This is a genomic window from Bacillus cereus group sp. BfR-BA-01356, from assembly GCF_022663635.1.
In the GTDB taxonomy this organism is placed as follows: Bacteria; Bacillota; Bacilli; order Bacillales; family Bacillaceae_G; genus Bacillus_A; species Bacillus_A cereus.
The window spans coordinates 1-13,281 of record NZ_JAKUFX010000149.1 but is presented as its reverse complement, the minus strand read 5'-3'; the positions used below and the strand labels follow the sequence as shown (position 1 = coordinate 13,281).

Sequence of the window (13,281 nt, the reverse complement as noted above, 5' to 3'; positions counted from 1 at the left end):
GGCAACACTCTATCTACAAATTTAAGTATCTCATAAAAATAGATACTCTTGGGTTTATAGGTACATCCCGTCCCTAAAAAACCTAACTTAATCATACGAGGAGGTGATTTTCATGTATTACAAGTCACTTCTGGACAGGCTTTTCTTCAAATCAATATTTCTTGCAATATCTTAGTTGATAAAGCAAGAGATAGTTAGTTTAGTTTTTAATTAATCAAATAAATCTATTAAAAGAAGAGGAGAAATTTATTTATGAAAACATTAGAAATTAAAGAATTAAAAGGATCAAGTAAGGGGAAGGGTTCAGCTTTATTAACTCGTACAAAACAATGGTTGAAAAATGAGTCTTCAGATGAAACATCAAATAAAGTTTCATGGACTTACATTGGTCTTGGAATGGCAGTTGTAGTTTTAGTTATCATGTACCCAGCATTAAAATCAGGTACTTTTAATGTATCTAATTACTTTACTTCAATTACTGGCGGCGCTAAGAGTGAACCGTCTGGATGGTCAAAATAAGTTTTTAGTTGAAAGGGCGGTTGATCCGTCCTTTTCTCTTAATTTATAGAAAGGAGAAACATATACATGCAACAAGCAGTTACATATGTTGTTTTTTTCTTGTCGTTAATGTTCATTATTGTCTTTGGTGTAGAATTTGCAGGACATACAGTTGTTAACGTTAAGGCAAATGAAATTAGTGAATATGCTGTAAGTTTAGCAGAGAGGGATGGGGGCTTTACTCCTGACGTAATCAATAAAGTAAATCAAAAATTAAAGGATAGTAATATGGATTCTAAAGATTGGAAGATGGAATATACACAAGGGAAAGTACAATTTAATCAACCTCTTACTTTCACTATCAAAGGGAAGTATAAATATAATTCATTTAAATTACTTGAAAGAGGTATAGGTACTTTTGATGTATCAGTACAAAGTACTCGTTCAGGTGTAGGACAGGTTTATTTTAGATAATAAGCGGTCTTGAAGTGTACGGAAAGAATGAGCAAATATCGTTTGAGTTAAGATCGCAGTTTAGAAAATGTTCAATAGTAAGTAAATGATGGTTTAAATTAAATCGGAGTTCTTAGTAGACTTCAATATCGCTTGCTAGTACCTAGCAATAAAGGGTGACAATATTTCAATTGCATTTGAGATATATTGTCACCTTTTTATATAGATATCTTCTTGAAAGAACGGGGGTATAAGGGGAGTTAGTCAATTTGAAAGAAAACATAAGGAAGGGACTATTTATATTTCTTTTCTAATAGGGGTGGATTTCGATGTTTACAAAATGTCGAGAGATTGGGATTTTATTAATGTTAATACCACTTTTACTAATAGCTTGTATTTTACAAGCAATGGGAGAGGTGAACGAAAAGTGAGCTCTATAATAATTGATCTTCTAATCAAATTTATGATGATTTATTTAATAGGTTATGTCACTTGTAGTTTTTTATGGAGGGTAGAAACAGATTTCAAGGAGAGATAATATGAAACGTTTATCAGGAGAAGTTTATCAAGATGATGATCCTTTAGATTTTGCAAAAGGATGTAAAAATGGCTTAATCATTGTCCTTCCCTTTTGGGGTGTAGTCATAGGGGTTGTAAGTTTTATTATGTAAAAATTTCATAACAATGAAGGGGTGGAATTAATGATCGTTTCTAATGAAATTACTGGTATTCAAACTAAAAAACAAGCGTATGAACTCGCTAGAAAAATGACAAAACAGGTACTTCATGAAGGCGCTGGCTTAACATGGATAAGAACAACACAATCATTTTTGAGTGGAGCAATTCTTTACGTAAAAGATAAGTATAAAGAAAAGGCTAGGTTATCAGATGTAAGAGAATTTGTTTTGCAAAGCGAAGAAAAGGAAGGTTTTTTGGAACATATCACAGATCACTTAGAAAAGGATCATCCTTCTTATCATGCGTTTTCAATTATGTTGACTTGTAAGGAATCTACAAGAATTCTTGTTATAGCCCTCTCTAATTTGTGTATGAGAACTGTAAAGGAGTGAGGGGATGAGTAATGTATATCAAATTTTATAGAAAAACGGAGGTAATACAAAATGGATGATTTAAAAAAGGTAATTCAATACAAAGCTTCAGATGGTACAGAGTTTGATGTAGATGTAGATAAAGATGGTTTGTATTATATCGGTGCTAAATTTCCGTTTTTAACAACATCAAAAGATGGAAAGTATACAAATAACTTTGCTGGTTATGTTGCTACTGATATAACGGATGAAATGACAGCTAAGGGAATCGCGTCGTTTGCTTGCTGTTGTTACCAAAGACAATTGAATCATTATAAAGAATCAAATTAACCTAAAATCCCTAATTTAGTAGATAAGGTATAGAATTTGAATTTTATAGATAAGTGGTGTGATTTAATTGAAGACTCGAAAATGCAAAAAATGTAACGGAACGGGAATGGTATTTGGGAAAATATGCTTAATCAGAGGGTTCAAAATACATGAATCTATGGAAAAAACACTATGTACTAAATGTTTTGGTAAGGGTGTGAAATAGAGTGGAAGTGTTATTCTAGTAGATTTAGAAATTTACTAGGGGGTAGGGATAAGATGTGTTTAATCAAGCAATATGAACTTGTGAGAAAAGAAGAAATGATAAAAGGCATTTTGAAACTTTATGATGAAGGGAAATTAAAACCTGTTCATGATCAAATTGTGGGTATTTCTAGAATAGAGCATTCTGGGGTGAGAGGTTTTATTATAAAACTCCTAGGGGATTCGAATTTTAAAGAGGTTGAGGGTATATATGGTGATTGGGTGGAAGATTACAAACAAAGAGAGAAAATAACAAAGAAAATTTTAGATTTCTATGATGAAGGGAAGTTAAAAGTTGTTCATGATACCTTCATAGAATTATGTGAATTAAATCCATATGCTGTAAGAGAATTTATTGTACAGGAATTAGAAAAACGAGACTTAAAAGGAGTAGAGGAATTCTATAATATATGTTTGGAAGAAATAAGACAGAACGATCTTAATAAATGGCTGAGTAAAACGCCTAGAATAATATATTATCCAGGTAAAGAAGTTAAAACGGAGGGGTATAAAGATGAAAAAGTATCAAGAAGTAGAAGTGGAAGTAACGAAAACGTATAAAGCTCTTGTTGAAGTTGAAATACCAGAAGATGCGAACAGTGATGATTTCCAAAGATTAGTTGGAGAAAAAGTAGAGTCGATGGATCAAGAAAAATTAGATTATCAAGATACTAGTCATTTTGTTTTAAAAATTAATGAAATTGAATAAAAGCGTTAATTGGTTTCAAATTTGAATTTTGTTGAAAATGAGGGTGGAAAATGCGGAATTAAGAGTTTTAAAGGGAAGTGAACGGATTTATGGGAGAAATCATACTGTTGTTTGTTTGCGTGTACATTTTGTTGACCTTTGCTATTTATATGACAATAAAAGATTTTTACTTTGAACAAGAACAATCTGGTTTACTTGTTGTTCTTGCTGTATGTTCATTACCTTTATCAGCGGTGTTTACTTATTTTATAGTTCAATTGCTTGATTATATTACAATTTGATTTTTGCTTAGAAGTGTAAATACAAGGAGGTAAGAGAGTGTGGGTTCAATAATTCCGCATTATTTGTTTGTAGTGTGTTATTCATTAGATGAGGTATTACAAGTGCATGAAATGGCGAAAGAAATTTTTAATCCGAAGGATCAAAGTGAAAACCTAGTAAGTCAGCTGAACTTAACTTCTTTTTTCGTTCTTTGTAATGGCAGCCATACAAGATGGGGAAATCAAGAAGAGTATATGAAAGCAAGAGAAAAGTATATTAAGTATCTTATAGATCGGGATATCCGATTCGTGGAAATAACAGAAAAAGAATTTAAAAGATTTGAAAAAGCTTCGAAATAATGCTTCTTTTAGAAAAACGTACTTATTATGAGCATAGAAAAAAACAGCTTATCATTAATCAGCTAATTGATTGCGGTTTTTACAAGGATGGAAAAAGACAGCTCTATGAATTAGAGCTTTTGGAATTAGAAAAGCATTTGAAAAACATTAAAAAGGAGAGAGTAATTCTTCATAGTTGATGCAAAGGAAGTGGAGTTAGTGGCATCTAAAAATAAGTTTGAAAAAGAACTGGAGAAAGCCGTGTTGAAGGTATTAATAAAACATTGGCGATTTTTCCTATTACTATCCGGTATATTATTTGTTTGGATTACAAGATACGAAATTTTAAATCGATTAATTCAGATTGTGCCAATTGTGAAAAGGGTTGTACATGTTAGTCTACTCCTACTATTTATTGGGACTATATTTTGGATAACTAGATGTATTGTTTTATATAGGCTCGAAAAGAAGTCTTATAAATACGTTTTAGTTATCCCTCATATGTCCGATGATGCTAAAGTAGATCAATTAGGAGATATGATTCGACAAGTGCATGGTGAGGGAAGAAAACCACTAGAACAATTGTGGAAGGGTCGCGATTGGTACAGATTACTTATGTATCAGCCGGAAGATATAGATGGGAAGAGTCAAAAGGTTCGATTTTATTTAGGTGGACCAGAAGAGAATTTAGCTTATTTAGTTAAAGCGTTTCGAAATGTATATAAGAACGCTGAGATCATAGAACAAAATATAGAAGATATTCCGTTTCCACGTAATAAATTGTTTGGTGGTGCTGTTGGCGGGAGAATGAAATTAAAGACGAAAAAGTCTTTATCATTAGCCCAGTATAAAACTGATAAACTTCCACAGCTTATAAGTGGAATGGAAGAAAAGACTTGGATTGATGTTTCTTTTTCGCCGGATCGAGATTATCGATTAACAAGAAGAATCAAAAAAGAAGAAGCAGAATTAAAAGCTCGAAAGAGAATGGAAAAAGATTTAGATGTGTTTCAGAAAACGGAAGCAAAGGTTTTAACGCAACGATTTTTAGGGAAAGAAACAGCGTTTCAAGTTTGTGTTTCCGTAGCGACTGAGGTATATCCTGGTGTCAGAATGCTAAAAGGTTTGGGGAATATCATAGCGAGTATGATGGCTGATGTAAATGAACTTCGTTACCGTTCGTTTCGTCGGTCTATTTGGCGTATTCCAATTCCTTATTACGGGCGTATGACTTGGACAGGGTCAGAACTTGTTAATTTGCTTCATCTCCCGAATATCAAGGGTGATAAGGAGGATGAATTTGAGAATAAGATTTTGTATTTAGAGAGTGGAGAAAAGATGCTTCCTGAAGGTGTTCTTTCTACAGGTCTAACAATTGGAACGTTAGTTCATCCATTAGAAAGAGATCGTGAAGTAAAGATGACGGAAGAGCAGTTTAAAAAGATGGGCTGTATTACCGGAGGTACTGGCGCTGGTAAAAGTACTGTAGCAGGCAATGTACTTGATAGTGCCTTAAATCTTTGGATTGAAAACCCAAGTACAGCAAGTGGATTTTCATTGTTTGATCCTACGCCAGACCTGGCAATTGTGGTGCTAAATCGATTGTTAAAGGCAGAGTTAGAGGGCGCAAAAGTAGATTGGGATAAAGTCCACTTCATTCGCTTCCGAAAAACAAAATATCCACCGGCAATTAACTTGTTACATCGTAATCCTGATGAAGATACGCAAACGGTAGTTGATTCTATTTTCGAAAGTATTCAAGCGTTGGTCCCAAATCCAGCCCCACAAACGGAAAGAATTCTAAAAGCGATTATTGGAACGCTTTTGTGTGATGGGAGTCAAGAGCACTCTACATTAAGTATTATTGCGTTTGGAACGGATGAATTGTTTAGAGAGCGTGTTTTGGATGGTTTGGAAGGTCCAGAATCAATGCATTATAGAAATCTATGGAAAAATGAAATAGGGGCCGCCTTAGAAGATAGTATGCAGCCATTATTAAATCGGTTAGATATATTCCGTAGTAGCACATACTTAAAACGTATATACGGACAATCTGACTTTTCTCTAGATATTTTAAAGTGGATGGATGAAGGTCATCTTGTTTTTTATGATTTGTCAGGCATGGGAAATGCTGATATTAAGCTAACAATTGGTTATATCATGAATCAGTACCACCGTACTGTACAAAAAAGACAGATTGGTTCGAAATTGCATTTAGCATTCATTGATGAAGCTCATAAAGTACCAGTTCCAATACTTCCTAAAATCGTAGCGGAGGATCGGAAGTATGGTCTGGGTCTTTGGATTATTACACAACAAATATCAGGGCAATTAGATCAAAAATTGGCAGATGCACTTACGGAAATAGGTGGTAATTTCTTTGTTTGTAGGCAAGGTAAGTCATCGGCTAAAGCTCTAGAGGGGATTATGCAAGGGAAATTCAGAGCGGAGTACTTGCAAGGATTACCCGATTTGGAGGCAGCTGTTCAAACACAAGATAAGTTTGATGGGAAAGCCAAAAATGTTTGGTGCATGATAAAAGCGCCGCCTTTAGACCGCTATAGACCGAATGGCAAGGTTGCAACGTATGGAAATGATAAAGAAATTGCTGATTCAAATGAATGGACATTCAAAAAAATTAATGAATTAGAGAAGCGAGGGAAGTCAGCTGAAGAAATAGATCGAGAAATTAATCTTTTCTTATATGGTCAAGACATAACAGCTCCAACTAAAGTGAACTTAAAAAAAGAGGATGAATCACTCTTTGAAAAAGCCGAAAAAGAGGCGGCGCAAGAGGGATCGCTCTTTGAGAAAGCTGAAGAGGCGGCGCAAGAGGAATCGCTCTTTGAGAAAGCTGAAGAGACAGAGCAAGAGGAATCACCTGTCATTATGGATATGCCTTTCCCTTGGGAGATGGAAAACACTGATCATATCTTCTTAAAAGAGAAAGGGGAAATTGATTATCCGTTTGAAACGGGAGATGACGATAAAGAAAAGTACCCCGTTGAAACCAAAAAAGAGGAATCGCAGAAAGTAGAAAATGCTGAACCAAAAGTAGAAAAGAGTATCTTTGACTTTTAATGGTGGGAAGGAGGATGAAGATGTTTTTAACCACTGAGGATGAACAAGTATTGATGGATATTCATACACACATCTATGTGGACTTTGAATATATTCGTATGAAAAATTATCCCAATCATAAAGAAAAATCAATCTATGCAAGACTTGCGAAACTAGAGAAAGAAAATTACATCAAAAGTGAAAGGCATCCAGTAGCAAGTATTCGTGGGAAGCGTAGGCGATCAGGTAACGGATCAAATATTTATACACTTGATAAGTACGGTGTTGAAATGGTGCGGGAGTTGAGAGGGGAGGTCCATTGGAATTACAAATGGTCCAATCGAGTTGCGACTTTTGTTTATCATAGTTTAATGTTGGCCCACGTTGAATGCGCCATGCTAGAGCAATCAAAGTCAGACATTCCAATTGGAATGAAAGAATGGATAAATGAGGCAAGAGGAACGTTTCAATATGACAAAAATAAAAGTGCTGTTATTCGACCAGATGGATTGGCTGTTATTGGTTTGAAAAACAGAATCGAAGGAAATTACGGCTTGTTTTTGGAAATGGAACGTACTTACGGAACGAAAGAGGTTATCGAGAAAAAGCTACGAAGGTATAACGACTTTTTAAGCCGGGAGGAATCGGTTAAAAAATATGATCGATATGCAGGTCTAACATACCCAATAGAGAAATGGCGACTAATCTTTATTGCTGGTAATGAGGGGCGACAAAAAGAATTGTTACGGTATATGAAAGAAATGGAAAGCCCGAATGTACCTGTTTATGTCGTGATGTTTGAAGAAGTCTTACAAAATCCTTTTGGAGCGATTTATCGGAACATCGGAAATCCTAATGAGAAAGTGAGGTTATAAGAGGGTGTTTCGATTTGTACTTTCAACAATTGTTTCTTTTATAACGGCGGTTATTGTGTTAGTTGTATCAAAAGATTTTATATTTCGTAGATTCCCAGAAGCACAACCGGTTTATGAAGAAATAAAATCTATGTTTTTAGAGATTTATGGAAGGTATGGCTGGGAAGGGTTACTTGTTGTAACAGTTGCAGTTATGGGACTTTCAAAAGCATTTGATAAAAAAGGTTAGGAGTGAAATGGTGTGGGGTTAAAAGAAAGGTTGAATAAGTGGAGGGAAAAAAGGAGGAAACCTTTCCGAATACCTTCGTATAAAGCGAAGAAGATCGGAAATGTGGTCTTTTGGGTACTCTTCTTATGGATGTTTACGGTTTCGATTACAGGGCTTATTACAAATAATAAATTGAAAGCAATGGTGCAAAATGGTCCGGATTCTAAAGTGCAATTAGATCAGAATGGAGCTACACGGCCAGAAGCGGTAGAATTTTCAAAGCAATTTGCAAAGGAATACTTTACCTGGAAACGTGGGGATAACGAGCGTGCTAACAGAGAAGGACGTTTAAAACCCTATTTATTAGAAGGAGCAGACCCACAAGCTGGATTAGATATGCATAGTCTTCAATGGGATGCAAATTATGTACAAGCTTCCATTGTGCGGGTAAAAGAGACTGGAAAACAAAGTGCAGATATGGTTCTTAAAGTAGATTATAAACTTACTCGTCAAGACGAAGGGAAAGACGTTACAGAAACAATTGCTGTACCGATTCAAACGGATGGAAAAGGGTTTATTGTAACGGGAAATCCTCAAGTGGTTAAAGTAGACAATAAAGCAAAAATCAAAGTTGATAAAGATGAAAAGCGATCAGATGAGGCAGATTATAAAGCGAAACAAGAAATTCGTGACTTCTTACCAACTTTCTTCAAGTCTTACACAACAGCAACTCAAAAAGAATTGGAGTATGTATTGCACAACAAAGATATTAAAGGGTTAGAAGGAGCGCTTCACTTTGAACAAATCAAGGAAGCGAAAGTATATGTAGGATCAAAGAAAGGTACGTATGATGTTTATGCAATTGCTGAAATGAAGGATGCTGTTTCAGAATCCAAAATGACAATGAAATATGTATTAACAGTTAAAAAAGAAGGAAAACAATATATCGTCACTGATATGACAGTGAAATAGAGAGGGGAAAATAAAATGAATTTATTAAATAATATGATACTAGGATTTGGTTTAGATGGAGCGTATGACTGGGTTAAAACACAAGGGAAATATGCTTTAGGAATTATCATTATCGGGTTAGTTATCTTTTGTATTGCGAAGCGAGCATGGGGTTTCCTCGTTACAATTGTTATCGCGGGTGGCCTTGGATTCTTCCTTGTAGCAGCACCAGAAACTCTTGAAAAAGTAGGGTCATTCTTAGGTGGAATGTTAGGAATGTAATTAAATAAGGAGGCGTTCTTGCTGATGGAAGAAAAATCAAAACCTTTTATTGTATATACTTTCGGAAGTTATATGAAATATGAACGTCGCCAATATGAATTATTAGGCTATTATGCCTTAATAGTATTGGTGTTTGTTATATTAAGAGTTTTCCCATTAACTTCTTGGTTTATTGGACCAATTGCTGATGAATTTTGGCTTCCATATTACATTATCATTCCAGGTTTTGCAGTTTGGGGCCTAGATACGTATAAAACAGATGGTAAGTCATTTTTAGTATTTGCTAGATCATGGATTTTATTTAAATTAAGGCCACATAAAATGTCACGCTTTATAAGGTTTGAAAAACCAAAAAAATATGTTTTTGAAAGTCCTATTTTCATTCGTTACCGTGAATCGGATATTGTTCCTATTATACCTATGAGTCAAGGGGAGGTTGAAGATTATCCGTTGACTCTAATAGAACAAGGCACAGAAGAATCCGAAACAATACGTTTAGAAGAAGACGAATGGTATTAAAACAAGAGGATGAATTTGAAAATGAATATTTAATAAAAAATATTTGAAAATATAGAAGGTGAGGATATTTAATGCTTGCGTTAAATAGTGTATCGGAATTCCCAATTAATCATGTAGAGGATAATCTTTGTTTTTGTCCAGATCAGAGGGTTTGGAGTATTTATGAAGTCGAAGGTTTTGAATATGAACATCAAAGTGATCGGATGAAGAAAACATATTTCTCAAACCAGAAGTCTTTATTTACACAATTAGAAAGTGATTTTCATTTACTTGTCATTCCAAAAGTAACTGATTCTGACGCAATTATAGATGAACATATTGCAAGGTTGAAAGGACCTTTGTCTAACACGGCAAAGGTCCTTTTTGAAAAAGTGAAATTGTATTTGCAACAATCATCAGTCTCAAAAGAAAATACAGAATATCATTTTTTCTTATTAGTGCAATTAAATCAGGATAGAAAAGAAAAACAAGTTAAAAATCCAGTAATTGAAACCTCAAAATTCGCCAGAAAATTTATAAAGGGGTTTACTGAAACGCCGTTTCGAGCAATGGGAATTGAAGAAAGTGACTTGTTAGAAGAAGAGATTAGTGATTATAAGGAAGCCGAAGATGGTATTTATAATCAATTGTTAGGTGCTTTTCGTTTTATGAGAAGAGCGACACCACCAGTTACAAGGTTCTTAATTGAACATAATTTCACTCGTGGAATGACAGCCCCAGAAACAGTGAAGGATTGGAATGTAGGAACCAAAATCTCATGGGTAGATGAAAATGGAGAAACTAAAACGGCTACACGTCCAGACCGTGAGGCTATTCTCCGCTTAACTGAGTGTGAAGTAGATGAAGAGCCTGGCCGTTGTATTCGACTTCAAAGGAGAAATGCAGAGGGTGATTTAGAAGAAAGTTACGTTTCCTTTCTTGCAGTAAGTGATATGGACCCGCAATCACATTTCCCAGGCCGAGAATGGATATATCGTATACAATCGCATTCTTTAAAATTCCCGGTGGAAGTAAGTATTCGTGCTCATCATATGGAGAATGTGAGTGTTCTAAAAGGATTGCAAAATAGCGAGCGGGAATTAAATGACCAACGTCACCAGGCGGCACTTGGTGGAACTGTAGACCGGACTGTAGATCGTAAGGCGGCCGGAGTTAAACTGATGCAAGACGTTTTCCAAACAACCGGTGCGCCAGGATTTGAAATGAGTGTTTTATTTGCTGTTTATGCTCAAGATCAAAAAACATTAGCTCATCGTGTGAAGAAACTAATTACAGAATATAGAAAGATGAAAATTCAATTAGTAAATCCTTATGGTGATCAAATGGCATATTTCTACGAATTCTTCCCAGGGGCAAAGCGCTATAATAAAGATTTTAAAATATATGCGGAGCCAGGGGTATTGGCACAAGGTATGTTTGGGGCAACAACACAAATCGGCGACAATCAAGGGTTCTATATTGGTCGTACAGTTAAATTAAATCGCCCGGTCTTTATTAGACCAGACTTAGCAGCAAAAGCGTTAGAGAACTTAAATAATGAATTTGATAGTTTGTCAGTAATGATAGCCGGTATGACAGGTAAAGGAAAATCATTCTTAATGAACATCTTATTATACTGGATTGTTATGAGCGATGGGCTTGCATTTTGCGTCGACCCTAAAGGGGATAGAAGTGAATGGCCAAAATTGCTCCCAGGGTTTAAGAAAAATAAGGATCAATTGGAAGTATGGACTTTAGGACAAAGTGAACGTGACAAAGGATGTTTAGACCCATTCCGTGTTAGTGCAACAAGAGAAGATGCGATGAGTTTATCGTTGGAAGTTTTAACATATTTAACAGGTGTAACGCTAGAGAATTCAAAATATGACTTCCTATGGACAGCAATTCAACGAGTAGCAATGAAAGAAGAGCCTTGTTTATCTTTAGTAAAAGATGAATTGTTTGAAATGAAACAAGATGGTGAATTGATTCAAGAAGAGTTGGCACTATTAACAGAATTAGTAACACGTTTAAATACAATTGAAAATTCACCACTTGCGAATCTATTGTTTGGTAAGCCAGGACAGGATTACAGAGCCTTAGATTTAGAAAGAGCTTTACAAGTTTTACAAATTCAACATTTATCATTACCACCATTAGAGCAAACTGTATTGAGTATTACTGATAAATTATCAGAAAGTGTTCTTACAGCTTTAACAGCATTCGGTAAATCCCTTATGCTTTCAACAGATCGTAAGAAATTTAAAGTTTATATTCAAGATGAAGCTAAAAATGTTATGCGAAATCGTGAAGGGGCAAAACTTTCGGATGAAATTATTCGTAAAGGGCGTTATCACAATACAGGATTATATCTTGGTACACAAAATGCGAGTGATTTTAATTCAGCGAATAAAGAGATTGCCAACGTTGGAATGAAATTCTCCTATTGTTTAAAAAATGATGCTGAAGCAAAAGAAATGTTAGGATATTATAATTTGCCAGTAACAGACGCTAATATAAGAATGTTGCAGAATTTAAAAAGGGGTCATTGCTTGTTCCAAGACATCTATGGACGTACAGCAGTTATTAAAGTTGATCCTGTTTTCAAAGAATTAGCAGAGGCATTTGATTCTTCAACGAAAACAGCGGAAGAACGTGAACAGGAACTCGCGGGCGCTTAATATAAGGCGAAATAGGAGTGAAGGAATCGTGAAATATAAAAGAACATTGGGCTATTTAGTAGGAGCTATTGTGGCTGGAGGGTTAATTGTAACAACCCTTACAGCCTGTCAATCTACTAAAAGTGAAGTGATAGATAATCAGAAATCGCTTAATATAAAAGCGGCTGATAAAGCAGCTTTGGAATATATGAAAGCTTATATTGAATTAGATAATAAAAAAATGAATGAATTGCATATAAATGAATACGAATTTTTGAAGGAATACAATGTAACATATCCAGGGGCAAGTGATAAATTGAACGGGCGATATGAGCTGTTTAGGTATGATCTAGAAGAAGGTTCAAATGAATTTTATTACAAGGCTCGTTATTATCATCCAGGTACAGGTGGGAAGAGTAGTGTGGAATTGAAAATGATAAAAGATAAGAAAGATGGAAAATGGAAGAATTACGGTTGGGCTTGGGGAGATACTCACAATTTAGAGTCCATTGTAGGAGATAAGAAGCCAATACAAGTCCATAAGTGGGAGGGGGAACGAGAATGAAAAAGCTCTTCCCTCTTTTTATGGCCATTTTTATTTTGTTTGTCGGTACCGTGCCGAATGTAGCCTTTGCAGAGGACGAACCAAAAGCGTCAGAGGCCAATACAATTTCAGGTAGTGCGGCACGTTCCGCTATAAGTGTAGCTTAAACACGAAAAGCGGGGGCCAAATCTTATTAAGATTGGTTACAACTCTTTAAACGATTTACAGGGTGAAAATTCCCTGTCATGACTAATATTCCAATTCAAGTCATGTCTATGAGACTCCTACATGCGCCTATCATTCCAATGTGATAGGGGTCTGA

General features: G+C 35.2%; 19 protein-coding genes. All 19 read left to right on the top strand.

Annotated features, from left to right (window positions below; genetic code table 11):
* The first annotated feature begins 252 nt into the window (after positions 1-252).
* A complete protein-coding gene (locus MR168_RS28985; protein WP_000853492.1) occupies positions 253-519 on the top strand; it encodes a hypothetical protein in 267 nt (88 codons plus the stop codon).
* A gap of 66 nt (positions 520-585) precedes the next feature.
* On the top strand, positions 586-972 hold the full coding sequence (locus tag MR168_RS28980; protein WP_001183552.1) for a DUF4320 family protein: 387 nt from the start codon (positions 586-588) through the stop codon (positions 970-972).
* Positions 973-1,490: 518 nt separating this feature from the next.
* Positions 1,491-1,622 carry a hypothetical protein gene (locus tag MR168_RS33495; RefSeq protein ID WP_282093741.1) on the top strand — a complete coding sequence of 44 codons (132 nt, stop codon included), beginning with the start codon at positions 1,491-1,493 and terminating at the stop codon, positions 1,620-1,622.
* A gap of 30 nt (positions 1,623-1,652) precedes the next feature.
* Entirely contained in the window at positions 1,653-2,021 is a 369-nt protein-coding gene (locus MR168_RS28975) for a hypothetical protein (protein WP_242291695.1), read from the top strand.
* A gap of 51 nt (positions 2,022-2,072) precedes the next feature.
* Complete coding sequence (locus MR168_RS28970; RefSeq protein ID WP_242291694.1) at positions 2,073-2,330, top strand: hypothetical protein; 258 nt, start codon at positions 2,073-2,075, stop codon at positions 2,328-2,330.
* A 258-nt stretch (positions 2,331-2,588) separates the two neighbouring features.
* Positions 2,589-3,134 carry a hypothetical protein gene (locus tag MR168_RS28965; protein ID WP_242291693.1) on the top strand — a complete coding sequence of 182 codons (546 nt, stop codon included), beginning with the start codon at positions 2,589-2,591 and terminating at the stop codon, positions 3,132-3,134.
* On the top strand, positions 3,088-3,282 hold the full coding sequence (locus MR168_RS28960; RefSeq protein ID WP_242291692.1) for a hypothetical protein: 195 nt from the start codon (positions 3,088-3,090) through the stop codon (positions 3,280-3,282). Before MR168_RS28965 ends, MR168_RS28960 begins: the two co-directional genes overlap by 47 nt.
* Before the next feature lie 89 nt (positions 3,283-3,371).
* Complete coding sequence (locus MR168_RS28955; protein ID WP_242291691.1) at positions 3,372-3,563, top strand: hypothetical protein; 192 nt, start codon at positions 3,372-3,374, stop codon at positions 3,561-3,563.
* 39 nt (positions 3,564-3,602) lie between these two features.
* Positions 3,603-3,902 carry a hypothetical protein gene (locus MR168_RS28950; RefSeq protein WP_242291690.1) on the top strand — a complete coding sequence of 100 codons (300 nt, stop codon included), beginning with the start codon at positions 3,603-3,605 and terminating at the stop codon, positions 3,900-3,902.
* Entirely contained in the window at positions 3,902-4,081 is a 180-nt protein-coding gene (gene fbpA, locus MR168_RS28945) for a Fur-regulated basic protein FbpA (protein WP_242291689.1), read from the top strand. The genes MR168_RS28950 and fbpA overlap by 1 nt, the downstream gene beginning before the upstream one ends.
* A gap of 19 nt (positions 4,082-4,100) precedes the next feature.
* Entirely contained in the window at positions 4,101-6,962 is a 2,862-nt protein-coding gene (locus tag MR168_RS28940; RefSeq protein WP_481747032.1) for a type IV secretory system conjugative DNA transfer family protein, read from the top strand.
* A gap of 20 nt (positions 6,963-6,982) precedes the next feature.
* Positions 6,983-7,816, top strand: a complete 834-nt coding sequence (locus MR168_RS28935; RefSeq protein ID WP_242291687.1) for a replication-relaxation family protein — start codon at positions 6,983-6,985, stop codon at positions 7,814-7,816.
* Positions 7,817-7,820: 4 nt separating this feature from the next.
* Positions 7,821-8,045 (top strand): hypothetical protein, encoded by a 225-nt coding sequence (locus tag MR168_RS28930; protein WP_000488267.1) that lies wholly within the window; start codon positions 7,821-7,823, stop codon positions 8,043-8,045.
* 129 nt (positions 8,046-8,174) lie between these two features.
* The gene (locus MR168_RS28925; protein ID WP_242291686.1) at positions 8,175-8,996 is read left to right on the top strand and encodes a conjugal transfer protein; all 822 of its coding nucleotides are present in this window, start codon (positions 8,175-8,177) and stop codon (positions 8,994-8,996) included.
* A gap of 15 nt (positions 8,997-9,011) precedes the next feature.
* Positions 9,012-9,257, top strand: a complete 246-nt coding sequence (locus MR168_RS28920; RefSeq protein ID WP_001050787.1) for a TcpD family membrane protein — start codon at positions 9,012-9,014, stop codon at positions 9,255-9,257.
* Between the two features lie 24 nt (positions 9,258-9,281).
* On the top strand, positions 9,282-9,776 hold the full coding sequence (locus tag MR168_RS28915) for a conjugal transfer protein (protein WP_242291685.1): 495 nt from the start codon (positions 9,282-9,284) through the stop codon (positions 9,774-9,776).
* 71 nt (positions 9,777-9,847) lie between these two features.
* Entirely contained in the window at positions 9,848-12,436 is a 2,589-nt protein-coding gene (locus MR168_RS28910; protein ID WP_242291684.1) for an ATP-binding protein, read from the top strand.
* Positions 12,437-12,464: 28 nt separating this feature from the next.
* Positions 12,465-12,980, top strand: a complete 516-nt coding sequence (locus MR168_RS28905; RefSeq protein WP_000875804.1) for a hypothetical protein — start codon at positions 12,465-12,467, stop codon at positions 12,978-12,980.
* On the top strand, positions 12,977-13,126 hold the full coding sequence (locus MR168_RS28900) for a hypothetical protein (protein ID WP_242291683.1): 150 nt from the start codon (positions 12,977-12,979) through the stop codon (positions 13,124-13,126). The genes MR168_RS28905 and MR168_RS28900 overlap by 4 nt, the downstream gene beginning before the upstream one ends.
* Positions 13,127-13,281 lie beyond the last annotated feature (155 nt).